General features: G+C 59.8%; 20 protein-coding genes. 15 read left to right on the forward strand and 5 right to left on the reverse strand.

Going from position 1 to position 24556, the window contains the following annotated elements:
* Nucleotides 1–91 precede the first annotated feature (91 nt).
* The 10 genes from NH344_RS10920 to NH344_RS10965 all read left to right on the forward strand — a co-directional run bounded on the left by NH344_RS10920 (nucleotide 92) and on the right by NH344_RS10965 (nucleotide 11972).
* Nucleotides 92–1306, forward strand: coding sequence for an aspartate aminotransferase family protein (locus tag NH344_RS10920; protein ID WP_253027903.1), 1215 nt, complete (start codon nucleotides 92–94; stop codon nucleotides 1304–1306).
* A gap of 35 nt (nucleotides 1307–1341) precedes the next feature.
* On the forward strand, nucleotides 1342–2406 hold the full coding sequence (locus tag NH344_RS10925) for an arginine N-succinyltransferase (protein ID WP_253027904.1): 1065 nt from the start codon (nucleotides 1342–1344) through the stop codon (nucleotides 2404–2406).
* A complete protein-coding gene (gene astA / locus NH344_RS10930) occupies nucleotides 2406–3437 on the forward strand; it encodes an arginine N-succinyltransferase (protein WP_137093509.1) in 1032 nt (343 codons plus the stop codon). The genes NH344_RS10925 and astA overlap by 1 nt, the downstream gene beginning before the upstream one ends.
* A gap of 82 nt (nucleotides 3438–3519) precedes the next feature.
* Nucleotides 3520–4992, forward strand: coding sequence for a succinylglutamate-semialdehyde dehydrogenase (astD, locus tag NH344_RS10935; protein WP_137093527.1), 1473 nt, complete (start codon nucleotides 3520–3522; stop codon nucleotides 4990–4992).
* Nucleotides 4989–6338: an N-succinylarginine dihydrolase gene (gene astB, locus NH344_RS10940; RefSeq protein ID WP_253027905.1), complete on the forward strand. Its 1350-nt coding sequence runs from the start codon at nucleotides 4989–4991 to the stop codon at nucleotides 6336–6338. The genes astD and astB overlap by 4 nt, the downstream gene beginning before the upstream one ends.
* Before the next feature lie 211 nt (nucleotides 6339–6549).
* On the forward strand, nucleotides 6550–7527 hold the full coding sequence (locus tag NH344_RS10945) for a DUF1852 domain-containing protein (RefSeq protein ID WP_054641288.1): 978 nt from the start codon (nucleotides 6550–6552) through the stop codon (nucleotides 7525–7527).
* Nucleotides 7528–7552: 25 nt separating this feature from the next.
* A complete protein-coding gene (locus NH344_RS10950) occupies nucleotides 7553–8581 on the forward strand; it encodes a methionine synthase (protein ID WP_172416368.1) in 1029 nt (342 codons plus the stop codon).
* A gap of 212 nt (nucleotides 8582–8793) precedes the next feature.
* Nucleotides 8794–9093 (forward strand): hypothetical protein, encoded by a 300-nt coding sequence (locus tag NH344_RS10955; RefSeq protein ID WP_228168647.1) that lies wholly within the window; start codon nucleotides 8794–8796, stop codon nucleotides 9091–9093.
* Nucleotides 9086–10576, forward strand: a complete 1491-nt coding sequence (locus tag NH344_RS10960; RefSeq protein WP_172416367.1) for a sodium:solute symporter family protein — start codon at nucleotides 9086–9088, stop codon at nucleotides 10574–10576. Before NH344_RS10955 ends, NH344_RS10960 begins: the two co-directional genes overlap by 8 nt.
* A gap of 67 nt (nucleotides 10577–10643) precedes the next feature.
* Nucleotides 10644–11972 (forward strand): DUF2252 family protein, encoded by a 1329-nt coding sequence (locus NH344_RS10965; protein ID WP_044629249.1) that lies wholly within the window; start codon nucleotides 10644–10646, stop codon nucleotides 11970–11972.
* Nucleotides 11973–12011: 39 nt separating this feature from the next.
* Here the strand turns inward: NH344_RS10965 and NH344_RS10970 are convergent, their stop codons facing one another.
* Both NH344_RS10970 and NH344_RS10975 read right to left on the reverse strand, forming a co-directional pair.
* On the reverse strand, nucleotides 12012–13061 hold the full coding sequence (locus NH344_RS10970) for an SPFH domain-containing protein (protein ID WP_137093500.1): 1050 nt from the start codon (nucleotides 13059–13061) through the stop codon (nucleotides 12012–12014).
* A gap of 1 nt (nucleotide 13062) precedes the next feature.
* Nucleotides 13063–13557: an NfeD family protein gene (locus tag NH344_RS10975; RefSeq protein ID WP_058576881.1), complete on the reverse strand. Its 495-nt coding sequence runs from the start codon at nucleotides 13555–13557 to the stop codon at nucleotides 13063–13065.
* Nucleotides 13558–13784: 227 nt separating this feature from the next.
* Here NH344_RS10975 and NH344_RS10980 point away from each other — a divergent pair, with 227 nt between their 5' ends.
* Nucleotides 13785–14498 (forward strand): trimeric intracellular cation channel family protein, encoded by a 714-nt coding sequence (locus NH344_RS10980; RefSeq protein ID WP_082051437.1) that lies wholly within the window; start codon nucleotides 13785–13787, stop codon nucleotides 14496–14498.
* Here NH344_RS10980 and NH344_RS10985 read toward each other — a convergent pair.
* Nucleotides 14495–17443, reverse strand: a complete 2949-nt coding sequence (locus NH344_RS10985; protein WP_137093498.1) for a hypothetical protein — start codon at nucleotides 17441–17443, stop codon at nucleotides 14495–14497. The two genes, NH344_RS10980 and NH344_RS10985, sit on opposite strands and share 4 nt — an antisense overlap.
* A gap of 107 nt (nucleotides 17444–17550) precedes the next feature.
* Between NH344_RS10985 and NH344_RS10990 the strand changes: the two genes are divergently transcribed.
* From NH344_RS10990 to NH344_RS11005, 4 genes are all read left to right on the forward strand, one after another.
* A complete protein-coding gene (locus NH344_RS10990; protein WP_044629245.1) occupies nucleotides 17551–18258 on the forward strand; it encodes a DUF3581 family protein in 708 nt (235 codons plus the stop codon).
* A 148-nt stretch (nucleotides 18259–18406) separates the two neighbouring features.
* Entirely contained in the window at nucleotides 18407–19393 is a 987-nt protein-coding gene (locus NH344_RS10995) for a TRAP transporter substrate-binding protein (protein ID WP_253027906.1), read from the forward strand.
* A 43-nt stretch (nucleotides 19394–19436) separates the two neighbouring features.
* Nucleotides 19437–19973, forward strand: coding sequence for a TRAP transporter small permease subunit (locus NH344_RS11000; RefSeq protein ID WP_089675139.1), 537 nt, complete (start codon nucleotides 19437–19439; stop codon nucleotides 19971–19973).
* A complete protein-coding gene (locus tag NH344_RS11005) occupies nucleotides 19970–21235 on the forward strand; it encodes a TRAP transporter large permease (protein WP_253027907.1) in 1266 nt (421 codons plus the stop codon). Before NH344_RS11000 ends, NH344_RS11005 begins: the two co-directional genes overlap by 4 nt.
* Before the next feature lie 18 nt (nucleotides 21236–21253).
* Here NH344_RS11005 and NH344_RS11010 read toward each other — a convergent pair whose 3' ends face one another.
* Nucleotides 21254–22132 carry a transglutaminase family protein gene (locus tag NH344_RS11010; protein ID WP_044629241.1) on the reverse strand — a complete coding sequence of 293 codons (879 nt, stop codon included), beginning with the start codon at nucleotides 22130–22132 and terminating at the stop codon, nucleotides 21254–21256.
* Nucleotides 22129–24537, reverse strand: coding sequence for a circularly permuted type 2 ATP-grasp protein (locus NH344_RS11015; RefSeq protein ID WP_253027908.1), 2409 nt, complete (start codon nucleotides 24535–24537; stop codon nucleotides 22129–22131). Before NH344_RS11015 ends, NH344_RS11010 begins: the two co-directional genes overlap by 4 nt.
* Nucleotides 24538–24556: the final 19 nt, after the last annotated feature.

Consider the following 24556-nt stretch of genomic DNA (forward strand, 5'->3'; position numbering starts at 1 on the left):
TTCATAATTTACCGTCCCAATACTGAAAGCAGGGCGTCCTACGCCCCCCGTATACTGAATCCATCGCTTACTCCACTGGAGGTACTGTCCCATGAGCCACACCCCGAACCGTCAAGACTTCGACCACTACATGACGCCTAACTACGCGCCGCAGCAGATTATTCCGGTACGTGGTGAAGGCAGCCGCTTGTGGGACCAAGAAGGCCGCGAGTACATCGATTTCGCTGGCGGTATTGCGGTGAACTCCCTGGGTCACTGCCATCCGGTGCTGGTCAATGCGCTGAAAGAGCAGGGCGAAAAGCTTTGGCATCTCTCCAACGTATTCACCAACGAACCGGCGCTCAAACTGGCCAAAACCCTTACCGAGCGCACCTTCGCCGATAAGGTCTTTTTATGCTCCTCCGGCGGTGAAGCCAACGAAGCCGCGCTGAAGCTGGCACGCCGCTGGGCGGTCGACCACTACGGCGAGCATAAAGACAAAATCATTTCGTTCTACCAGTCGTTCCATGGCCGCACGTTCTTCACCGTGAGCGTAGGCGGCCAGCCCAAGTACTCCCAAGGTTTTGGCCCGGTACCGGGCGGCATTCTGCACGCCAACTTCAACGACCTGGAGAGCGTGCGTAAGCTCGTGGGCGACGACACCTGCGCCATCATGGTTGAGCCGATGCAGGGCGAGGGCGGGATCGTCCCCGCGACCCAAGAGTTCCTGCAGGGCCTGCGCGATCTGTGTGACGAGCACAACGCGCTGCTGATTTTCGATGAAGTGCAAACCGGCGTTGGACGCAGCGGAGAGCTGTATGCCTATAAAAACTTCGGCATTACCCCGGATATTCTCACCAGCGCTAAGTCGCTGGGCGGCGGCTTCCCGATTGGTGCCATGCTGACCACCGATGCCATCGCCACATCGCTAGCCATCGGCACCCACGGCTCTACCTACGGCGGTAACGCATTGGCCTCAGCGGTGGCGCTGGCGGCGGTCGAGTTCATCGATACGCCGGAGGTGCTGCAAGGTGTTAAACACCGCCACGACCTGTTCCGCGAGCACCTGGAAACCATCAACCGCAAACACGGCGTTTTCAAAGAGATCCGTGGTATGGGCATGCTGATGGGTGCCCAGATGTCGGACGCTTTCGAAGGCCGTGCCAAAGATATTCTGCCGTTGGCGATTGAAGAGGGCGTGATGGCGCTGATTGCAGGCCCCAACGTGCTGCGTATGGCGCCCTCGCTGGTGATTCCCGAGGAAGACATCGCCGAGGGCATGGCACGTCTCGAGCGTGCCATCAAGCGACTTGTCGCTAGCGCATGAGTCAGGCGCAAGTCACACAAGAGGGGGCGTTAAACATGTTGGTAATCCGACCGGTCACCCTGGCTGACCTTTCCGCCTTAGAGCAACTGGCAGAACATGCGGTGCCTCGGCTTACCAACCTGCCCGCCAATCGCGACCGTCTTGAGGAGCGCATCGTGCGCTCCCAAGAAGCATTCGCCAGCGAGATCGAGTACCCCGGTAACGAGCACTATATGTTCGTGTTGGCGGACGATAGCCGCAACGAGGTGCTGGGCACGGCCACTATCCGCGCCCAGGCGGGGGCTGCCGAGGCCTACTACACCTACCGCCAAGAGACGCTGATTCACGCCTCTCAGCAGCTCAACGTGCGCCGTGAAGTGCAAACGCTGGCGCTGTCTCATGAAGCCTCGGATGCCACGCTGCTTTGCGCGCTGTCGCTTAACCCGCGCTACAAAGGCACCAGCGCGGAGAGCCTGCTGCGCCGGGCGCGGCTGATGTTTATCGCCCAGTACCCGGAGCGTTTCTCACGGATTCTGGCGGTGGCCTTTCCCGGCTTTTTGGATAGCCAGAACGAATCCCCCTTCTGGGAGAGCGTGGGCCGCCACTTTTTTGCCCGCAGCTTCCAAGAAATGAATCACATAGCGGGCGTGCGCTCAAAGAGCTTCATCGCCGAGGTGATGCCGCAGTTTCCGCTCTATTTGCCACTGCTCACGCCCCAGGCCCGTGCTGCCATTGGCCGCGAGCATCCTGCCCATGAAGAGGCGCTGGGCGAAATGCTGGCCGAAGGGTTCGTGCGCTCCAGACACGTGGATATTTTCGATGCAGGCCCCATCGTCAAAGCCGAGCGCGAGCGCCTGGAAACCTTCCGCCGCGCCGCCTGGCACCCGGTACGGATACGCCCCGAGCACGCGCTACCTGATGCCGAACCGGCGATGATTGCCAACCAAACGCTGAGTGATTTCCGCTGTATCGTCGCGCGCTACGCACTCTCGCCCACGGGGCAGCTGATGCTCTCGCCGCAGCACGCTGAGCGTTTGGGTGTAGAAGAGGGGCGGGCGGTGCTGGCGGCGCCGTTAACCCTGCCCAGCGCCGTGGACGCGCTCGATGAAGGAGAGATGTAATGCGCATTCGACCCATTGCCCGTGATGATCTGGATGGGCTCCAGGCGCTTGCGCAGCAGGCCGGTGTTGGCTTTACCTCGCTGCCGGATAACCGCGAGTTTTTGGCCGGTAAGATCGAGTCCGCCGCCCGCGCGTTCGAAGAGCGTACGCCAGTGGACGACCGTCTCTACTTCTTCGTGCTAGAAGATGAAACCAACGGCGAGCTAGCAGGTTGTTGCGCCATCGAAGGCCAGGTAGGGCGTGAAGTGCCGTTCTACAACTACCGGCTTGGCACGCTGGCGCACTCGTCGGTACAGCTCGATTTGCATCGCACCATCGATACGCTGTTCTTGAGCTCCGACCATACCGGCGACGCCGAGGTGTGTTCGCTGTTTCTGCGCCCCGAGTATCGCGGCGAGGCCAACAAACACCTGCGTAACGGGGCGCTGCTTTCCAAAGCACGCTGGCTGTTCATTGCCCAGTTCCGCGACCGCTTTCCGCAGAAAGTGCTGGCCGAGATGCGCGGCGTGTTCGACGAGAATAACGTTAGTCCCTTCTGGGAGAGCCTGGGGAAACACTTCTTCCCCATGGATTTCAACGAAGCCGACCGCTTGACCGGCCTGGGCCAGAAGAGCTTTATCGGCGAGCTGATGCCCAAGTTCCCGATCTACACCACGTTTATGTCGGAAGAGGCGCGGGCGTGTATCGGGCAGGTGCACCGTCACACCCGGCCGGCGCTGGAGATGCTTAAAAAAGAGGGGCTGCGCTGGGAAGGCTATATCGACATTTTCGATGGTGGCCCCACAGTGGAGGCCTACATCGATGACGTGCGGGCGATTCGCAACTCGCAGCTTTATCAGGTGGAAGTCTCAGCGAGCGCGCCGCAAGAGAGCGTTAGCCGCTGGCTGGCGGCATCTACCCAAATGCTGAACTTTACCGCGAGCTGGATCGGCCGCGGCCCGGCAGATAGCAGCACGATTGTGCTCACCCCCGACGAGGCCGAGCGGCTAGGCGTTTCCACCGGCGACGCCGTTCGCCTGCTGGAAACCTAATATTGGCAATCTAAGCGCCCCCCTCGACCCGCGCCAAGACGACAAAAACTCAGTGAAGGAGAGCACGATGCACCCCCAGAACATGCATGCCCAGCAGCAACAACTGATCAACGGCGCTTGGGTCGTCGGCAACGCCGAGCCTTTTACCAAGCATGATCCGGTGGCGGGTATGCTGCTTTGGCAAGGAGCGGCAGCTTCCAGCAGCCAAGTCGGCGCTGCGGTGGAGGCGGCGCGAGCGGCATTCCCGACCTGGGCGCGCACGCCCTTTGCTGAGCGTCAGGCGCTGGTGGAGCGGTTCGTCGAGGTGCTCAAGGCGCGCCAGGAAGACCTGGCCGTGGCGATTGCCGCAGAAACCGGCAAGCCGCTATGGGAAGCGCGTACCGAAGTCGGCGCCATGGTGGGCAAGGTGGCGCTCTCCATCAAGGCGTACCACGAGCGCACCGGGGAGCGTGAAAAAGCCGTCGGCAGTGCCAAAGCGGTACTGCGCCACCGCCCCCACGGCGTCATGGCGGTGTTTGGCCCCTATAACTTCCCTGGCCACCTGCCCAATGGCCATATGGTGCCCGCCCTGTTGGCGGGTAACACCGTGGTGTTCAAGCCCAGCGACCAAACCCCGCTCACCGCGGATCTCACCCTGCAGTGCTGGATAGAAGCCGGGCTGCCTGCTGGGGTGATCAACCTCGTGCAGGGCGGGGTGGCCGTGGGACAGGCGCTCTCTGCCCACCCGGGTATCGATGGCCTGCTGTTTACCGGCAGTGCCAAAGTGGGTGGCATGCTGCAGCAGCAGTTTGCCGGGCAGCTGGATAAAATCCTCGCGCTGGAATTAGGCGGCAACAATCCGCTGGTGGTGAAAGATGTGGAGGATGAGCGCGCTGCCGTGCTGACGATTCTCCAGTCGGCGTTTCTCTCAGGGGGGCAGCGCTGCACCTGCGCCCGCCGCTTGATGGTGCCCCAAGGCGAGGTGGGCGACCGCCTCATCGATGCGCTTTCTGATGCCATCGCCAAGCTGCACGTGGCGGGGCAGTTCGACGAGGAGCCAGCGCCGTTTTATGGCGGATTGGTCAGCGTTGCCGCCGCCGATGGCCTGCTCAACGCCCAGGATGAACTGGAAGCCATGGGCGGCACGGTGATTAACCGTATGCAGCGCCTCAAGGAGAATACCAGCCTGCTCAGCCCCGCGCTGATCGACGTGACGGGCCTAGACGTGCCCGACGAGGAGCACTTCGGCCCGCTGCTGAAAATCCATCGCTACGCGGATTGGGATGAGGCGCTGGCCCTTGCCAACGACACCCGCTATGGCCTTTCTGCCGGGTTGATTGGTGGCGAGCAGGCGGATTGGGACGACTTCCTGCTGCGTATTCGCGCAGGCATTGTGAACTGGAACCGCCAGACCACCGGAGCCTCTGGCGATGCGCCCTTCGGCGGCGTAGGCGACAGCGGCAACCACCGCCCCAGTGCTTACTACGCCGCAGACTACTGCGCTTACCCGGTCGCCTCCATGGAGGCGGAAAGCCTGGAAATGCCCGAAACCCTGCCGCCGGGAGTCAATCTATGAGCCTGAACAGCATTCGCGAAGTCAACTTCGATGGCTTGGTAGGGCTTACCCACAACTACTCGGGGCTTGCCCACGGCAACGTGGCCTCCATGAGCCACGGTGGCTTGGTCTCCAACCCCAAAGAGGGGGCGCTGCAGGGGCTGGCCAAGATGAAGTCGCTGATGGACGCGGGCTATGCCCAAGGCGTGCTGCCTCCTCAGCAGCGGCCTGATTTGGGCGCGCTGCGAGCGTTAGGCTTTAGCGGCAGCAACAGCGAGATCCTCGCTCAAGCCGCGAAGCAAGCGCCGCAGCTGCTGCGGGCGGTATGTTCAGCCTCCAGCATGTGGACGGCTAACGCAGGCACAATTACCCCCAGCGTCGATGCACCGGATGGTCGGGTGCACTTTACCCCCGCCAACCTGCAATCCAGCTTTCATCGCTACCTAGAGCCGAAGACTACCGGCCGCGTGCTGCAAGCGATTTTTCGCGATGAGCAGCACTTTGCCCATCACCCGGTGCTGCCTGCCACGCCCGCATTTTCCGATGAAGGGGCGGCCAACCACACCCGCCTGTGCGGCGAGTATGGCGAGCCCGGCGTGCACCTGTTCGTGTATGGCCGACAGGCGTTTAGCGGCGGGCGGAACGAACCCAAGCGCTACCCCGCCCGGCAAACGCTGGAAGCCAGCCAGGCGGTGGCCCGCCAGCACGGGTTGAGCGACGCCCAGACCGTCTTTGCCCAGCAGCACCCGGAGGCCATCGATGCTGGGGTGTTCCACAACGATGTGATTGCCGTGGGCAACGGCCCGGTGCTGCTCTACCACGAAATGGCATTTCTCGATGAAGAGCGCACGCTGGACGAGCTGCGCGCCAAAATGAGTACGCCGCTGATTCCCATTCGGGTGCCGATGGAAGCGGTGAGCATGGAAGACGCGGTGGCGTCGTACCTGTTCAACTCGCAACTGCTCTCCAACCCGGATGGCACCATGACTCTGGTGGTGCCCAGCGAGTGCCAAGAGCGCGAAGCCGTGTGGAACACGATTCAAAACTTCATCCTGGCGGGCAATAACCCTATTGGCGAAGTGATCGTTAAAGACGTTAAGCAAAGTATGCGCAACGGCGGCGGTCCCGCCTGCCTGCGCCTGCGCGTGGTGCTGTCGGAAGCCGAGCGCGCTGCGCTGACTGGCCGTGTACTGCTCAACGAGGCACTTTATAGCGACCTCACCGCCTGGGTGAACCGCCACTACCGCGACCGCCTCGCTACCGACGACTTGGCCGATCCGCAGCTCGCGACGGAGGTGCTCACCGCGCTGGATGAGCTGACGCAGCTGCTGAACATTGGCTCGGTGTATCCGTTTCAACAGGGGTAAGCGCCCTGCCAAACAACTCATCATGAGGTTTTCTCATGATGAGTTGAATTAATGTCGCTTTTCATTCATATGGTGGGTCTGGCATAAAGAACACATCCTCTTCGATGACGTGGCGCTAACGCCCGTCTATCGAAACGTCACACATGGCATCGAGCGCTGAGCTGCATTGGGGCGCCGTCGCCAATCTCGACCAACAGGGTGTTTGTTCGCGATGAGCTACGACTTTACCTTCGATATCAAGAGCGTCCGGTTCGACGAAAACTACCGTCCTGCCGAGAGCACGCGTACCACGACCAACTTCGCCAATCTGGCGAGAGGCGAGCGCTGCCAGGAAAACCTGCGTAACGCGCTGACCATGATCGACAATCGCTTCAATACCCTGGCCCATTGGGATAACCCCAAGGCAGATCGCTACGCCGTCGAGCTGGAGATCATTACCGGCGAGCTAAGCGTGGCGGCTGAAGGCGCTACCTTCCCGGCGATCGAGATGTTGAAGACGACCATCATCGATCGGCATCTCGACAAACGCATCGAGGGCATGACGGGGAACAACTTCTCCTCCTACGTCCGCGACTACGACTTCAGCGTGTGGCTCTCGGAGCACAACAAGGAGCGGTCGGAATTTGGTATTCCGGAGGGGTTTGGCGATCTTCACGGCAAGCTGTTCAAGCGTTTCGTCGACTCCGAGGCGTATCGATCCGTTGCCAGCAAGGCGCCGGTGATCTGTCTCAGCGTTTCCAGCAACAAGGTGTATCGTCAGACGGAAAATCGCCACCCGGTGCTGGGCGTCGAATACGTGAACGACACATCGTCACTCACGGATTTCTATTTCGCCAAGATGGGCCTGCAGGTGCGTTACTTCATGCCGCCCCATAGCGTGGCACCGCTGGCGTTCTACTTTTCCGGCGATCTGCTGGCCGATTACAGCGATCTCGAACTGATCAGCGCCATCAGCACCATGGAGACGTTCCAGAAGATCTATCGACCGGAAATTTACAACGCTAACTCGGCGGCAGGTAAGGTCTATCAACCGCATCTGACCCATCAGGACTACTCGTTGACCCGTATCGAGTACGACCGCGAAGAGCGTAGCCAGCTGGCCGTCGAGCAGGGCAAGTTTGCCGAGCGCTACTTCATCGAACCTTTCCGTCACGTGCTCGAGCGCTGGTCGGCCGATGTCGCCCTTTGATTCACTGTTTACCAAGGATATTGTTATGAAGACATTGCTGCCCACATCGACGGCCGGAAGCCTGCCCAAGCCCGCTTGGCTGGCCGAACCCGAAAAACTCTGGTCGGACTGGAAGCTGCAGGGCGAGGAGCTGGCCCAAGGCAAGCAGGATGCACTGCGGGTGTCGCTGCACGATCAGCGGCTGGCGGGCATCGACATCGTCAGCGACGGCGAGCAGACTCGCCAGCACTTCGTCACCACCTTCATCGAGCACTTGAACGGCGTCGATTTCGAGCAGCGCGAGATCGTCAAGATCCGCGACCGCTATGAGGCCAGCGTGCCCTCGGTGGTCGGCCCCGTATCGCGGGAAAAACCGGTCTTCGTCGAGGATGCCAAGTTCCTGCGCCAGCAGACCGACCAGCCGATCAAGTGGGCGCTGCCCGGGCCCATGACCATGGTCGATACGCTCTATGATGGCCACTACAAGAGCCGCGAAAAGCTGGCCTGGGAGTTCGCCAAGATCCTCAACCAGGAAGCCCGCGATCTGGCGGCGGCTGGCGTGGACATCATTCAGTTCGATGAGCCCGCCTTCAACGTTTTCTTCGATGAGGTGAACGACTGGGGCATCGCCGCCCTGGAGAAAGCTATCGAAGGCGTCACCTGCGAGACCGGCGTGCATATCTGCTACGGCTACGGCATCAAGGCCAATACCGATTGGAAGAAGACGCTCGGGTCGGAGTGGCGCCAGTACGAAGAGATCTTCCCCAAGCTGCAGGCGTCGAACATCGACATCGTTTCGCTAGAGTGCCAGAACTCCCACGTGCCGATGGAGCTGATCGAGCTGATTCGCGGCAAGAAGGTGATGGTTGGGGCCATCGACGTGGCCACCCACGCCATCGAGACGCCGGAAGAGGTCGCCGACACGCTGCGCAAGGCGCTGCAGTTCGTCGATGCCGACAAGCTCTACCCCTGCACCAACTGCGGTATGACGCCCCTGCCTCGTGAAGTCGCCCAGGGTAAGCTGAAGGCGCTGAGCGCTGGCGCGGCAATCGTACGGCAGGAGATTTCTCGATAGTCGGCTTGGCCATTAGGCGGGTGATGACCCCCATGCATTGGGACACAGAGAGTGATACAGGCGGACTAGAGCTTCCGCCTGGGTATCCTCGTTCCAGCGCCCCCCGAAAGCTTTCGATCGACGTCGGCACGCCGTTCACCCGAGGGAAATAGACGTCGGAAAGCATTAAAATCTTCATCATGAACGACTTAACGGCTAGGGTGGCTGCCAGTATGGCAACGCGCCGCGACACCGCCATGACAGCCGTGGTGGTGTTGACTTCCTTTCATCATGATGGATATGACATGCGACGTATTTTTGTGCTGCCCACGTCCTGGGCGGGCTGGGGGCTTTTCATTGCCTTTGTGGCGCTAGTATTGGCCGGTATTTGGCCAGTGATTGGTTGGGTGAACCGGGCCACGCTGGTCATGGGGTTGCCGCTGCTGGTGGTGTGGAGCTATGTGATCATCCTCTCCTGCGTAGCGGTCATGCTGGTGGGCAATCGCATTGTAGAGCGAGACGACCATGAATAGTGCCTGGCCGTTAGTGATCACGCTGTTATACGTGGCCACCGCCATGTTGATCGGCCTTCGCGCACGGGCGGGGCGCTCTATGAATACGCTAGAAGAGTGGGGCGTGGCTGGGCGCAGTATGGGGCCAGTGACCCTCTACTTACTGATCGCGGCGGGCAGTGTGAGTGCTTACACCTTCATGGGCGCACCGGGCTGGGCCTACTCCAAGGGCGTGGCGGTATTTTATGTGGCGGTTTATTTGGCCTATTTAGCGCTGGTGGCGTGGTACTTCGGGCCGAAGGTATGGCAGTTCGGCGAGCAGTTTGGCCATGTGACCCAAGCAAGCGCCATTGCCGACCGTTATCAAAGCCCTGCGCTAGGGGCGCTCTCCGCGCTGGTGATGGCGGTGGGCTCGGTGGCCTACGCAGTGCTACAAACCATTGGTTCCGCTTATATCCTGTTTGTGATGAGCGGCGGGTTGATACCCGTTTGGCTAGGCGTGCTGTTGGTGCTGACTTGTATAGCCGTGTATCTCTACGCCAGCGGGCAGCGGGCGATAGGCCGCACTAACGCGTTCCAGGGTGTGCTGATGCTGGCGGTGGCCTGGGCGGTAGGCCTGTGGGCCGTACACAGCGCCACCGGCGGGCTGAGTTTTACGGGCGTATTTGAACGCATCGCCGCAGAGCACCCCGAGTTTCTGACCCTCCCCGGCGCGGGGGGCGATATGAGTTTTAGCTTCTGGACCACGTCGATCATCGTCTCGATGCTGTCGTTCATGCCCCCCGTCTGGACGCAGTGGATGAGCGCCTCCTCCGCACGTACCATTCGCCGTAGCGCAACGTGGCTGCCTACCTATTACGTGGTGATTCTGCCCATGGTGGTGGTGGGCTTTATCGGTATTTTCTCGCTGCCGGAGCTGGCGCGGGCAGATACCGTGGTGCTGGAATACGCCATGCAGCACTTGCCCGTGGTGCTGGTGGGGCTGCTGGGCGCGGGCACCCTGGCAGCCTCCATGTCTTCCAGCGAGCCATTCATTCACTCGGTTTCCCTTTCCGTGAGTAAAGACGTGCTGCAGCCGCTTTTCAAGCTCTCGGAGGGTGACACCGCCCAGTTGGCGCGGCTTTTGATTCTACCCATTATGTTCTTGCTGATTGCGCCGCTGGCGATTGCCGAGCCGGGTAGCCTAGTAATGATCCTGCTGGTTGGGCTTGGTTTTGCGTCGCAGGTGTTGCCTGCATTCATTGGTATGTTCTTTTGGCCTCGCGCCTCTAGGTTGGGCGTTATGGCGGGCATTTTGGGCGGTTTCGTAGTGACGGTAGCATTCACCACGCTATGGCGACACCCGCTCGGCATTCATGCCGGTTTTTGGGGGCTCATGGTCAATTTGCCGCTATTTGTTCTGGTGTCATTAGTGACCCCTGCTACGCGTGAAGAGGTGGTCGAGCGTTTCTTTCGCATTTCAGCCCCTCGCGGACTGACGCGTTTGGGCAGACGGGTGTCTTAATCTGTTAACGTCCATCGTCTACGCTTATCTCAGAGCGTTTTAATGCACTACTGACAAAGGCACTGCAATGAGCCACGCATTGACTGGACATAACCGCCCTCAACAGGTCATTGAGGCCATTCAACAGGCGAATGCACCGCTGAGCACGGCGCATCGGCAGGCGAAATACGCCAAAATGGCGGCCTCTCCCTATCGATTCTTTCGAGGCTCAAATCACCTTTATTGGCAAGACGTATGGCACGACTGGCGCTTTGCGCTGTTCGGCGGTTGGCCGAATACGCAAACCTGGCTTCAGGGCGATGCCCATGCCTACAACTTTGGCGCATACGGCCACCACGATGACCAAGTGCGCTACGGCATGGATGACTTCGACGATGCGTTGATTGGGGATTACCAGTACGACGTGTGGCGGCTGGCGATTAGCCTCGTGTTGGATGCCCGTGAGAACGCTGAGCTAAGCCCTAAAGCCATTGATAAAGCGCTGAACAAGCTGCTGGAAGGGTATATGGACACCCTTAGCGTTCATCGTGAGGATGACGTGGCGATCCACGCGATCACGCTGGACAACGCCAAGGATCCACTTAAGTCGTTTATGGGCAAGGTGGCCGATAAGCAGAGCCGTGCCCGCATGCTGGAGAAGTGGACGACGCTAGACCCAGATAAAGGGCGTCAGTTTGCCGAGCGCCCCGGTAAGCTCGCCAACCTGCCTGCCGATGTAGCAAGCCAGCTTAGCCGCATCGTCGAGCAGGAGTATCAGCAAACGCTGCAGCACCCCATCAAGGAGAGCGACCCGCAGCACTTCCGCGTCAAAGACACCGCACGGCGTTTGGATGCAGGCACTGGGTCGTTGGGCGTCGAGCGGTACTATGTGCTGATCGAAGGCGGTGCGGATCACGAGCACGACGATGTGATCCTAGACATCAAAGAGCAGGTCACGCCAGAAGCCTATCGTCTGATGGACAAAGCGCAGCAGCAGGCGTGGCGCAAGCTGTTTCCCAATGAAGGCATTCGCCATGCCGCGGCGTTCCATGCCATTGCCGAACACCCGGATGCCTACCTTGGCTGGTTGACCATGAACGGCAAGGTGTTTTCGGTACGCGAGCGATCACCGTTCAAAAAAGACTATCCCACCCATAAGCTTTCTAGCGGTAAAGCCTACCGCAAGCTGGCACGGCAGTGGGGTGAGATTCTGGCCCGGGAACACCTGCGCGGCGCGCAGGCGCTTAACCGAGGCAAAGCCGCACCGTTTGCCAACGCGGTATGCCAGCGATTAGAAGGGCGTGAGGAGCAGTTTATTGGCGTGGTCGCAACGCTTGCTAAGGCCTATGCCGACTGTGTTACTCAAGACTACCAAGTGTTCATGGAGCATTTTCAAGCCAACGACACGGCATTATAGGTTGAGTAGTGCCGTGCCAGTGGCTTAATACGTAACGCGTTAGCTGCTACTGGCACCACCGACGATGCCACTTCTCAAGCCGCTTTCCTGACCGGAGCGGCTTTTTAAATGATGAGACACGGTGTCTTCTGGGGAGCCTGCCATTTCCCGGAACATGCCCATGGAGCCCAGCAGAGCCGAAGATTCGTAAGGCACGAAGACTCGCTCGCCGTCTTTCGCCATGGTGGGCAACACTTTGATATAGCTTTGGCCAAGCAGGTAACCTACCACCGTGCGCTTGTTCTCTTCGCTATCGCCAATAGCGCTCAGCACCAGCTTGATGGACTCCTGCTCACCCTGGGCGCGCAGAATGGCAGACTCTTTATCGCCCTGGGCATTCAAGATGGCGGATTCACGCTGGCCTTGGGCCATGGCAATGGCGGCCGATTTTTCACCCTCGGCTTCGGTCACGGTGGCGCGACGCTTCCGCTCGGCTGCCATCTGCAGGCGCATGGCCGACTCGACCTCTTCCGGCATGGCGATATCCTGCACTTCCACACGGGAGATCTTGACGCCCCACTTGGAGGCGGGCTCTTCCATCGCCGCCTGAATCTCGTTGTTGACCTCCGCGCGGGACTCGAACAGTTTATCCAACTCCATCTTACCCACCACCGAGCGGAGCGTGGTTTTCGCCAATACCTCGACGGCTTGGCTCATGTTTTCGACTTCATAGACCGCCCGCTTGGGATCGATGATCTGGTAATACAGCGCGCCGTTGATGCGCACGGTGACGTTGTCCGTGGTCACCACGGGTTGGCCGGGGAAATCCATCACTGTCTCGCGGCGGTCGATGCGGGTCTCATCGGTAGTGATGGCCGTGTACTCCTCGCCCATTTTGCGATAGCGCAGCATGGTGATGGCGCGGGGCTGTTCGATAAATGGAATGATGATATTAATGCCGCTCTCTAACACGCGGTGAAAAGAGCCGAGGCGTTCAATCACCATCACTTCCGACTGGCGAACAATCACCAAGCCTTTCGAGATGATCAAAATGCCAATGATGACAATAATCAGGCTAATCAATAGGCCGGGGCTAATCGGTAAGTCCATTTTAAAACTCCTTGGTGTTGGGCGTATTGCGTTCACTATCGAGTGTTTCAGGTGATGATACATTCACCAAAGCGGTCGTACCTTCAAAGTGTTTGAACACGACCTGAGTGCCTTCGGGCAGCTCTGTTTGGCCACTTTCGAGCACACGTATACGGTAGAAATCGCCGTTCACTTTAATCCCAGTGGCATTGTCGTAATCTCTCAGCAGCGTGGTATAGCGGTTGCCTTTTTCTACGCCGGTACCAGTGGTGCCGTAGGCAACCCCTTTGGGAGAGAAGCGTGGCCGAATCACCATTACGCCTAATGGCACCAGCACTCCCGCAAAGATGCCCATGCTGAGCAACTGCCAGGGCAGCGATAGCCCCAAAGCCGTGACGGCGGCGGTGAGCGCCGCAGCGATGCCGAGCGCCAACAGCACCATCGCGCCAGAGGTCAGTTCGGCTAGGCTCAACAGTAGGGCGAGCACTAGCCAGCTATAGGCAGGGTTCCAATCCATATACGCTCCTGATGCCAATACACATTTTATAGGACAACGTACCACTGCTTTGGCAGTGACATAAGCATGGTTGTGATATTCATAGTAAATAGTTAGACCAATTCAATTGGGTGTTATCCTCCGCACCTGATTTAGCGATCCCCCCATAGCTTTATAGACATGGCATGGGTAGATGGGGACGAGTGAAAAGGAAGTAATGAAAAGAAAGTAATGAAAAGGAGAGCCGCGTGTCGGGTGTGATTTATGGGTTGGATATGGCGGGTGTGATCGTGTTTGCCCTGTCGGGCGTGATTTTGGCCTGCCGTTCACGGATGGACCCGTTCGGTATGCTGGTGCTGGCGGCGGTGACGGGCATTGGGGGCGGTACGCTGCGAGATCTGGTGCTGGGTGTCCGGCCGGTGTTCTGGGTCACCGACCCCACGTATCTGTGGGTCATCCTCGCCACGGTGGGCGTGTCGTTGGTGGGATTTCACTATATCCATCGTCTGTCTCGGGGTTTTTTACCCATCGCGGATGCCTTCGGCCTGGCACTGTTTACCGTGATCGGTACCCACAAGGCGCTGCTGCTGGGCACGTCGGGGGTGGTAGCGGTACTCATGGGCATGATGACCGGTGTGGCGGGAGGCATGATTCGTGATGTGCTGGCCCAGCGGGTGCCCATGGTGCTGCGCGAAGAGATTTACGCCACCGCTGCCATGGCGGGCGGGATTGTCTATGTCGCGCTGCAGGCGCTCGATGCGCCACTGACTATCGCCATTGCCGCCTCGCTCAGTGTGACACTGGGGCTGCGCTTAGCGGCAATTCATTGGCACTTGGCTTTGCCGGTGTTTGCCTGGGTCACGCTGCCGCCTAAACACCAAGACGCCAACGCGCCGCTGTCGACACCGCAAAAGGCCAAAGAGCGTGTACGGATGATTCGTCGGGAGCGCACGCGCCGCTAAGGCCTTGGAAAGCGCTGGGCCTCCCGCCAGCGGTCAAACCAGCGCTTGGGCTGGAGTACACGCAGGGCCGGTTCGCTGTCGTTCAGCTCCACGCCAAGGCCCACGGCACCAAGCCGGGCATAGAGCGCGCCATTGGCTTGGCCGTTGGCTAGGGTCACATCGGAGAGCAGTCGCAGCGGCCCGCCTGTGAGCGTGAGGTCATGCAGGCGTATTTGCTCACCGCTCATCGCCAGTGCCGCACTGCCATGGATGTCATGCACGTTCAGTAGCCTACCCAGCCAGTCGCTCTCCCGGGCGCGGGCGAGAAAGAGCCGTGCCAAGAGCCCCGTATCGCGCATCCCTAAACGTAGCTGGCTAGTGAGTTGAATCGGATCACTCCACTCCAGTTGCGCCTCCTCCATGGTGAGCTGTACCCACCAGCCCGCATCCTGAGTGCCGTCGTCGCTTCGGCGAAAAACGTTTTCCAGGCGCAGGTAGGAGTCATTGGCGACAAAGCGGCGCGTCTCGATATCGCCCTCGGTGAGCTGTAGGTGCAGCGTTACATCGCCCCTCAGGCGCTGCTCCATTAGCGCCATCTCGGTGTCGAAAGCGCGCAGCGTGATATCACCTTGGGCGCGCCGCCCCTCTAGCAGCCATTCGCTGGTTAGGCTGGCACTGCCGGAGAGTAGCTCAACCCCTGCATCTTCTGCTAAATAGCGGTTGTAGCGGGCAATGTCCGGCACCTCGGTAATTGGCAGCGCAACTCGGGTGGTGAAGTGTTCGGGAGCGGGTGAGTCCAGCACGTCACTAAAGCGGTCGGTTTGGGTGGTGAGCGCAAAGTGGCGGCCTTCCAGATGCGGGCGGTCATCATCTTGTCGCCGTAGGGCAAACTGTGGAATGCCTAGCGAAAGCTGTGCCTGCTCGGGGCTATCTAACTGGGCGGTCAGCTCGCCGCGCCCGGTGGCCAAGTAGTCGAGAAACGTCACTTCCAACTGGTTAGCATTGACCCGCAGCCGCGTAGGGGCTTGCAGCGTGTCGTCTATAAACGCGCCTTGCAAAAAAAGCTGACCGTTGCCGGAAAGAGATACGCCGTGGGCATCCGGTAAAAACGTGTTGAGAAACCCCAGCCGCTGCACGCTGCCCTCCAGTGTGAACTGCCCGCTTGGGGTGGCGTTTTGGCGCTGAAAGCGACCGTCGCGCAGCACCAGCGTGCTCTCCAGCGCTTCGCCGGGACGTTGCGGGTCGGCCACCTGCCAGCTTAACCGCGAGCCGCTGATGTCCATCTCCGTGCCATCCAGCGCCGCTTGGCGAATCGCCAGTGTGAGCTGCGTATTGCTCACCAAGGTGCCGCGCTGCCCGCTACGTTGCCAGCCGGTGGTCAGCGCGTTGCCGGCTAGATGAAGCTCTCCGCTTAGTTGCTCGGTCGTGAGGATTAGCTGCCCATGGCTGGTGGCCGTGCCACTGTTTAACGTAAGCGGAGAAGGGCTGGGCAACACCGACGCAAGGTAGGGTTGTAGCGTTTGGATATTGGGCAGCGTGGCGTCTTCCCAGCTCAGTTGCGCCGTGGCACTTTGTTGGGCCTGCTCGGGGTCGAGGGGGCTTTGTGCCGCTAGTGTTAGCGCTGCGTTTGCCAGCAAGGTGCGCTCCTGATGGCGCAGCGTGGCGTCCGTGAAGGCCAGTTTTGCCGTTATCTGTTCCTTAGTAGAGAGCGCCGCGTCGAGGGTACCGCTGCCTTGCGCGGTGAGTTCGAGCAGCTCTGCGCCTAGCGTGGGGGCTTGAACGGTTAGCGATGCTTCGTAAGGGCGTGCATCCTGGAGCGTCGCGCTGGCGGTGATGCTCCCCTGGCCGGAAAGCCGAACCCCTTGGCCATCGAAAGCCGTTGCGAGATAGCGGTCGAGCATGTCGAGTCGTGTCACTTCGCCCGATAGCTCAAATGACGCACGGGTGGGCAAGTCGAGCTGATCCAGGCGCTGATTGGGAATGTGGGTAGCGAGGGCGAGCTGGGTATTCGTCGCGTAGGGATGCGTATCGGCTAGCGTGACGTTTTCCAACTGGGTCGTGAAGCGCAGTTGACCCTCTTCCACGGCGAGTCTGACGCGCCCCTGGCCCGTGGCGGTATGCGGCGGCGGTGTGTCATCCGCTACCAGCCAGCGGCGCGTGTTATCGGTACTTCTCAAGCGCTGCTCATCCATCGAGAGGGCCAGCTCGGGGGCTGCTAACGTCAGTTCGCTGTCCGGCTGCAGTTGGCCCTCGGCGAGCGCAAGCTCGCCTTCCAACACGCCGCTGCCTGCCAAGCTTAGCCAGGGCAGTGCCTCTAAGTAAGGCATGAACACATCCCAAGCGTCGGCTTGAGCCGTGATGGCAAGCTGGGCGGTGAGGGCGTCGAGCAGCGCCTCCGTCAGCGCATCGTTACTTTGCTGGGTGGACAGTGAGTCCAGTGACGCCGTACTGCGTAGCTGAATGTCCTGCACCAGCGTGGTTTGATCGCTCAAGCGGACGAGGCGGCCCTGGGTAATATCCAAGCCTACATAAGGCACGCTGAGGGTCTCTTGGCTGAACTGGGTATCCTCGACCTTCAGCTGGCCCTCTGCTTCCAGGGCAATGTCCCCGATGGTAAAGCGGCGAATGCCGTTCGCTTCCAGTGCTTGAATATGTAGCTCTCCGCGCAGCAGGGCAAGCAGCGATAGCGACAGGGTGGCTTGGCTGGCCTCGACGGTAATCGGTAGCGCCTCGTCTTCTCGGGCTAGGTAGAGGTTGTCGACTTCCCAACGGCCAGGGTGAAGGCTCTGGGCGTTCGTCCAGCGTACCTCGACCCCTTCGATGGTGGAGAGTCGTTGCGGTAGCCATTGGCTGTTAAGCAGCCAGTGGCTGCCTACTAGCCAGATCAGCACGAGGGCTAGCGCGCCAAACAGCAGGACGATCAGTGGGCGAAAACGACGTGGTGCAGCGGGCGTGTCACGGGACATACGGGCTTCCTAGCAGATGACTCCTGTTGGCGCGTGTTTTATGGCATTATGCGCGACGTGGGGCAGTTATGGGTTTTCGATTTCAACGCTAGGCAGGCAGCAAAGCCATGTTCAAGGATTTTTACGCGCAGCGCGGAGAGTATGTGGTGATCTCCGCGGAGCAGGCCAGCCGCTTCGCTAAAAGCGTGGCTGGCGACTACAACCCGATTCACAACCCGGATGCGCGGCGTTTCTGCGTGCCCGGCGACCTGCTGTTTACGCTGGTGCTGGTGAAGTTTGGGCTGTCGCGACAAATGGAATTTCGCTTCACCAATATGGTGGGTGCCGACACACCGATCAAGTTTAGTGAAACCGTTGACGGGGATATTCACGTTTGTGACGACAGCGGTAAATGCTATTTACAGGTCGTCCGCAGCGGCGATATGACGCGTGATGAGGCGGTGGTCGAAGGCTTTGCCCGCTGCTACGTCGCCTTCTCGGGTAAGAATTTTCCCCACTATCTCAAGCCGCTCATGGAGCAGCATGGGGTGATGTTCAATCCCAAGCGTCCGTTAGTGATCTACGACAGCATGGGGTTCTGCCTGGATCGCTTGGATGGCTTTTCGCCTCATTTGGCGCTTACACAATCCTCGTTGGACGTACAGGGAAAGCGTGCCGACGCGCTGCTGGAGTTTTCCATCGAATCGGCTGGTGAAGCGGTCGGTGTGGGCTCAAAGAAGCTCGTGGTGAGCGGTCTGTGCGACTACGATGCTACCGAAATGGCGGCCATCGTCGACGAGTTTTACCGCTTGAAAGCGGCCTACGAAGCCGCCTAGGGCAGTGGATGCCTACCCGTCATTGCGACGCTGCGTTAGCGCAATGGCGGGTGCCATTAACGCTACCGCTCAGGTATTCTCAAAGCCGACTAAGTAAAAAAATACCCAAAGCGCCGACCGGCACTTTGGCTGGACAATGAGGCTTTGCATGAACCGAATGAAAACGCTGACGCTTGCCTGTGCCGCAGTGACCCTGGCCGTTACCTCTATCAGCGCCCAGGCACGTGATTTTCGTCTAGGGCTGATTACGCCCGCCCAGCACTTGTGGTCTACCGAAGCCGAAGCGTTTGCCCAAACGCTGAGCGAGCGCTCAGGCGGTGAGCATAGCGTTAGCGTGTTTCCAGCTCAGCAGCTAGGTAACGAAGCGCAGATGGTGCAGCAACTGCAAACCGGCGCGCTGGACATGGCGTTTCTGACCATTGCTGAAATCTCCAACCGCATTCCTGATTTCGGCGCGCTCTACGCCCCTTATTTGGTGGATGACGTGAACCATGCCGCGCGTCTGCTGCGTTCCGATGCCGCCGGAGAGTTGCTGGATCTGATGCCGGAAGGTGTTGGCTTGGTCGGTGTGGGTTACGGCATGGTGGGCATGCGCCAAGTGTTGAGCCGCAGTCCTATCGAAAGCGCTGACGATCTGCAAGGCCAGCGGCTACGTATCACGCCCTTCGAGCCGATCCGTGACTTCTACACCGCGACTGGCGCCGCTCCTGCGCCCATGCCTTTGTTGGAAGTGTATGATGCTCTCGCCAATGGGCAGGTCGACGCCATCGACATGGACTTCGACTCCATTCTGATTCTGAAATTCTACGAGCAGGCGAACAATCTGCTGATCTCCAACCATATGATGTTCCCGATGGTAGGGGTGGTGTCTGGGCGGGTATGGCGCGAGCTCTCTGAAGAAGACCGTGAGCTGATTGATACCGCCATGTCCGAACACCTGGAGAACGTATTGACGGGGTTTGAGGAGATGGACGCCGCTCAGGAAGAGGAAATTCGCGGGTTGGACATCAATATTGTCGAAGCCGATGCCGAGTTCTTTTCTGAGGCGATTGCCGAGTGGGAAAGTATTTGGGCACCGAAAGCCCCTATGTTGGAAACCCTGCGCGCCGAGGCTGACCGCCTGCGCGACGAGTAATCCTTAACGTCAAACAAGCCGTTGATAAAGGCCTTTAATCATCATGTTGCAACGCCTTTCCAAAGGGCTTGCCCGTTGTGAAGAGATCACCGCCGCTGCCTTGGCAGCGGCGGTGACGTGTTTAATTCTCACAAATATCGCCTTTCGCGCGCTGGGCAGCCCGCTGTACTGGGTCAGTGAACTGGCGATTTACGCCATGATCTGGATGACGTTCTTGATTGCTGGGGCGGTGTTGAAACGCCGCCAGGGCATCGCGGTGACACTGGTGAGCGACCTGCTGCCGCCAACGGGTAGAAAGCTGGTCGGCGTGGCGGTGGATGCCATGGTGCTGTTGTTTGCCCTGCTGCTGGTCTGGCTCTGCTGGGGCTGGTACCAGCCGCTGACGCTGGCCCAAACCGGCTTCGATACCCAGGCGTTTCAGGGGCAAACGTTTAATTTTATCTATGCGGAAAACACCTCCACCCTGGGCATTAAAAAGTTCTGGGCGTGGCTGATTGTGCCTTGGTTTGCGCTCTCGCTGAGCCTGCACGGCGTGGCGAACCTGACGCAATCGCTAATGGCATTAAGGGGGCGGGTATGACGGTCGCGGTGTTCTTGCTGCTGCTACTGGGAGCGGTGCCTATTGCGCTAGTGCTGGCGCTTACGGCGATGTGGTATATCCAGGCCTCTGGCAATACGGTGCTGTTTGATTCCTACCCGCAGCAGCTGTTTAGCGCCATTGAAAGCTACGGCTTGCTGGCGATTCCGCTATTTATGCTGGCCGGGGAGTTGATGAACGAGGGCGGGTTGACCAAGCGATTGATTGCTCTGGCGCGCATTTTGGTGGGAGGCTTTCGCGGCGGCTTGGCCTATATCAACTTGGTGGCCAACATGATGATGGCGGCGATCATTGGTTCGGCGGCGTCACAAATCGCCATCATGTCTCGCGCCATGGTGCCTGCAATGGAGCAGGAAGGTTACGATACCCCCTACAGCGCGGCGATCACCGCCGCAGGGGGCCTGCTATCGCCGATCATCCCGCCCTCCATGCTGTTCGTGCTATTTGGGGTCATGGCTCAGGTGCCCATTGCAGAGATGTTTATTGCAGGGCTGTTACCAGGGCTTTTGTTGGGCGCAAGTTTTTTTGTGGTCATCGCTTTGGTGGGGCTGGTGCAGCAGTACCCGAAAGGGCAGTGGCCGAGCCGTCAACAAGCGCTGCATGATGCGTTATGGGGGTTGCCCGCACTGCTGATTCCCGTGATTATCATCGGCGGCATTTTGTTGGGTATCGCCACGCCCACGGAATCGGCGGCACTGGCCTCGCTGGCGGCGCTGCTGATGGGGCGCTTCGTGTATGGTGATCTGCGTTTGACGCAGCTTCCCATGGTACTCACACGCACGGCGATCAATGCCGGTCTTGTCATCATGCTGATTGCCGCAGCGGGTGTGTTTGGCTGGGTAGTGATCTACGAGCAACTGCCGCAAATGGCCGCTGAATGGATTGCTGCGTTGACCAGTAGTCCGTTTCTTTTTTTGCTGTTGGTGATTGGGGCGCTGCTGCTAGTGGGAATGGTGATCGATGGGATTGCCGCGCTGATTTTGGTAGTGCCCATTTTGATGCCTATCGCCCAGAGCCAGTTTGCGATTAGCCCTTATCAGTTTGGCGTGGTGGTCTGCTTAACCTTGGTAATGGGCTTGCTGACGCCCCCGGTGGGAGCTGGGCTGTTCATTGCCTCTTCCATGACCGGCGCACCGCCGCTAAAAATCTTCCGAGCGTTGCTGCCCTTTTTACTGGCCACCCTGGTCACGCTGGTCCTGCTGGCGTGGTTGCCATGGTTGACTAACGGATTGATTCAACGGTGATCGTCTCGCACGCGCGGTTTAGGCCGCGCTGTTGTCCGTGAGGGGCATTACGTCTACCTCCACCTCGAGCTGGTGGTCGCCGCCGCCATTCATCACGCCTTTGAGTGGTGCCACGTCCGCATAATCTCGCCCCCAAGCCAGCACTGGGTGCTGTTCACCGGCTACCGTACCGTTGGTTGGATCCAGCGCTAGCCACCCCCAGTCCGGAATCCACGCGGCTAGCCACGCGTGGGAGGCATCGGCGCCAATGAGTCGTGGTTGGCCAGGTGGCGGCTGAGTCTCCAAGTAGCCGCTTACATAGCGTGCCGCCAAGCCCACCGAGCGCAGTGCGCCAATGGCGAGGTGGGCAAAATCTTGGCAGACCCCCCGTCGGTTAGCCAGCACCTCACTCAATGGTGTGGCCAACGTGGTAAAGCTGGGGTCGTACTCGAAGGTGTCGTAAATCGACTGATTGAGCGCTAGCGCGGCATCGACCAGCGGTCGGCCGGGAGTGAAACAGCTGCGCGCAAAGGCCGCCAGCTCATCGTTACGACGAATGAACGGCGAGTCGAGCCGGTAGAGCTGCATATCGAAGCGGCTGTCGTTGCGCAACTGCTCGGCTACACGCTCCCACGCCGGAGAGCTGCTCGGCAATGGCCCGAGCGGTTGAGTGTTGAGCGGCGTCACGACGGTCACATCCAGCGTTTGGTGCACGTCTTCCAGTGCGAAGTAGAGCACTCGATTGCCAAACACATCGCGGCGCTCGGCCTGCACCTGAGGCATTGGGCTGATCGTCAGTTCCGAGGCACCACACTGCTGGTGCTGGGTTTTACGTGGCAGTACCCGGGCCTCGCTATGACAGAGCGTCACCGGTGCGCTGTAGTGGTAGCGTGTGGTGTGCCGCAAGGTGTAGTTCATTCGTCGGGCTCCATGCTGACAAGTTGGCGCGGCCGTTCCACGTGGCTGAAGTGGCTGTGGCTAATGGCATCAGAGAGCGCATTGAGCGGCGCAATCAGCTCGTCCAACAGTTGCTCCAGCGCGGCCTGCGCATCTGGAGTATCGGCCAAGTGGCTAATTCGGTCGATGTCGGCGAGATGCAGAGCGGCGTTGGCTTGAATGAGCAAACGTCGCTCGGCATTTCGGTAGGGCGACGAGCTGCCGGGCAGCCGATCCATCTGCCGTTCCAGACGTTTGAGCATGTAGCCCACCGAGCGCGGGTTGGTTTCGTCGAAGAGCAGCAGGTCAAGAATCGCTTCGGGGTGCAGCTCGCTTCGGTAGCGTCGCCGGTAGGCCGTAAAGTTATCGGTGGTGGCGAGCACCACCTCCCATAGCGCCAGCCCCGGTGAGTGGGGAGCGTTGAGAGTGAGTTTGAGCAGCGACAGCAGGCCTAACACGCGATCCAGGAAGCGGCCAATGTCCATGAAACGCCAGCCGTAATGGTGGGGCATGGTTTCGTTGCACAAGCCAAAAAAGGCGGCAATTTGCGCCGACAGCCCTTCGCAGGCACGCCGCGCCGCGCTGGCACCCAGGCTCGGGTTGAACGTGTCTACCCGCTGTCGCAGTTGGTGTACCACTCGCCAGGAGTCATCTCCCAGATGTTCGCGCACGCTGCGAGCGTTACGCAGCATTTGGGCGAACAGTGGCTGCAAGGCTTGGGCGTCGCGCTCATCGAACTGGGTCAGCAGCGCCGTGCGCTTTTGCGCAAAGCCCACCAGGGGCGGCTTGGTGCTTTCCCCTTCATGGTCGAGCGTGGTGATATCGAGGGCTAGCAGCAGCTCATCTAGCAGTTGATCCGCGATCTCGTCCTGGTCGTACTCCATCAAACGCAGCAGCGCTTCGCGCAGCAAGCGGGCGCGGGCATCCAGCCGTTCGCCGTAGCGTCCCAGCCAAAAAAGACTTTCGGCCACCCGACTGGGCAAGTCGGTGCCATCGCGGGTGGCGACCACTGGGCCACGCGCTTGGCGTAGCTGGCTGACATGGGGTTGGGGCGTATTCGCGGTGACCCAGACATCTTTGACGATCGGGCTGCTCAACGATGGTGAGCCCGGGGAACCAACCCACGCCAGGCCGCCGGGCATGACATGATAGTCACTAGGCTGCGGACACTGGGTCGCGATGCTGCCAGGCATTCGTGTAACGAAGCAGCGCAAGTTCAGCGTTGCGGGGGATAACCGCTGCATGTTGGCATCGAACACTGGGGCCGATGCTGGTTGGGTACTGGCATCGGCACTAGGCAGTAGCAATTCCTCACCGAGTAGATGCTGGCATAAGGCAGGGAGATAGTCGGCCAGCTCGGCCATTTCCAACACGCCAACGCCGACTGCATTCGACATGGCCACGCCGCTGGCGCGGGTGGCTTGTAGCAATCCAGGCACGCCGAGTTGAGAGTCGCCGCGTAGTTCGAGCGGATCGCAGTAAGCGTCGTCGCAGTGGCGCAGCACCACATCCACAGGTTGCAGGCCTCCTAAGGTACGCAGCCATAGCTGGCTATCGCGTACCACCATGTCCTGGCCTTCGGCGAGATCGATATTGAGATAGTTCGCCAAATAGGCGTGCTCGAAGTAGCGTGGGCTGCCTGGGCCGGGGGTGAGCAGCACGATCGTGGGATTGTCACGGTGCTGGTAGGCCAGCGCGGTCAACGTACGGTGATATTTGTCCAAAAAGCCCGCCAGCCGCTTGAGCGGGGCGTTTCGATACATTTCCGGCAGCGCGCGGGCCATGAGTATGCGGTTCTCCAGCGCGAAGCCAGTGCCAGACGGCGCCTGCAGGCGATCGCCCATCACCCGCCAACGCCCATCGGTATCTTGAATGACATCGATACCGTGAAAGCTGATCGACGGACGGTCGCTGGGTTGCGAGCCATGGCAAGGCAGTAAAAAGTGGGGCGAAGCGAGAATGGACTGCGTAGGAAGAAGCCCTGCATCGAACAGTGTGCGCGGGCCATAAATATCGTCGTAGAGCGCATTGAACAGGCGCGTGCGCTGGGTCAAGCCGACCTCTAGTGCTTGCCACTGCACCTGATCGATCACCCAGGGAAGCGGATCGAGCCGCCAAGAGCGGCCCTGAGTGTCTTCGTGCATGTTAAAGATCACGCCGTTCTCTGCCAGCAGGCGCTGAATCTCTTCATGCTGCTGATAGCGGCCATCCGCGCCGAGTGCTTCCAAGGCACAGAGCAGGCTCTGCCAGCCGGGGCGCAACTGCCCCTGCCGGTCGAGCATCGCATCAAACGTGCCGGGCTGTCCCTTGCCTAGCTGATTCGTGTAGTCCTCAACCAGCCCGGCAGCGCCGAGCCCGAGCAGTGAGGGAGAGACAGGGGCGGTCATGATCCTGATTGTCCTAAGC

This window comes from Halomonas sp. Ps84H-12 (assembly GCF_024124725.1).
Taxonomy (GTDB): domain Bacteria; phylum Pseudomonadota; class Gammaproteobacteria; order Pseudomonadales; family Halomonadaceae; genus Vreelandella; species Vreelandella aquamarina.

Excerpts from the sequence above, each read along its gene's own strand:
- NH344_RS10920 (WP_253027903.1), top strand. The coding sequence starts at position 92 with ATGAGCCACACCCCGAACCGTCAAGACTTCGACCACTACATGACGCCT.
- NH344_RS10925 (WP_253027904.1), top strand. The coding sequence starts at position 1,342 with ATGTTGGTAATCCGACCGGTCACCCTGGCTGACCTTTCCGCCTTAGAG.
- astA (WP_137093509.1), top strand. The coding sequence starts at position 2,406 with ATGCGCATTCGACCCATTGCCCGTGATGATCTGGATGGGCTCCAGGCG.
- astD (WP_137093527.1), top strand. The coding sequence starts at position 3,520 with ATGCATGCCCAGCAGCAACAACTGATCAACGGCGCTTGGGTCGTCGGC.
- astB (WP_253027905.1), top strand. The coding sequence starts at position 4,989 with ATGAGCCTGAACAGCATTCGCGAAGTCAACTTCGATGGCTTGGTAGGG.
- NH344_RS10945 (WP_054641288.1), top strand. The coding sequence starts at position 6,550 with ATGAGCTACGACTTTACCTTCGATATCAAGAGCGTCCGGTTCGACGAA.
- NH344_RS10950 (WP_172416368.1), top strand. The coding sequence starts at position 7,553 with ATGAAGACATTGCTGCCCACATCGACGGCCGGAAGCCTGCCCAAGCCC.
- NH344_RS10955 (WP_228168647.1), top strand. The coding sequence starts at position 8,794 with ATGGCAACGCGCCGCGACACCGCCATGACAGCCGTGGTGGTGTTGACT.
- NH344_RS10960 (WP_172416367.1), top strand. The coding sequence starts at position 9,086 with ATGAATAGTGCCTGGCCGTTAGTGATCACGCTGTTATACGTGGCCACC.
- NH344_RS10965 (WP_044629249.1), top strand. The coding sequence starts at position 10,644 with ATGAGCCACGCATTGACTGGACATAACCGCCCTCAACAGGTCATTGAG.
- NH344_RS10970 (WP_137093500.1), bottom strand. The coding sequence starts at position 13,061 with ATGGACTTACCGATTAGCCCCGGCCTATTGATTAGCCTGATTATTGTC.
- NH344_RS10975 (WP_058576881.1), bottom strand. The coding sequence starts at position 13,557 with ATGGATTGGAACCCTGCCTATAGCTGGCTAGTGCTCGCCCTACTGTTG.
- NH344_RS10985 (WP_137093498.1), bottom strand. The coding sequence starts at position 17,443 with ATGTCCCGTGACACGCCCGCTGCACCACGTCGTTTTCGCCCACTGATC.
- NH344_RS10990 (WP_044629245.1), top strand. The coding sequence starts at position 17,551 with ATGTTCAAGGATTTTTACGCGCAGCGCGGAGAGTATGTGGTGATCTCC.
- NH344_RS10995 (WP_253027906.1), top strand. The coding sequence starts at position 18,407 with ATGAACCGAATGAAAACGCTGACGCTTGCCTGTGCCGCAGTGACCCTG.
- NH344_RS11000 (WP_089675139.1), top strand. The coding sequence starts at position 19,437 with ATGTTGCAACGCCTTTCCAAAGGGCTTGCCCGTTGTGAAGAGATCACC.
- NH344_RS11005 (WP_253027907.1), top strand. The coding sequence starts at position 19,970 with ATGACGGTCGCGGTGTTCTTGCTGCTGCTACTGGGAGCGGTGCCTATT.
- NH344_RS11010 (WP_044629241.1), bottom strand. The coding sequence starts at position 22,132 with ATGAACTACACCTTGCGGCACACCACACGCTACCACTACAGCGCACCG.
- NH344_RS11015 (WP_253027908.1), bottom strand. The coding sequence starts at position 24,537 with ATGACCGCCCCTGTCTCTCCCTCACTGCTCGGGCTCGGCGCTGCCGGG.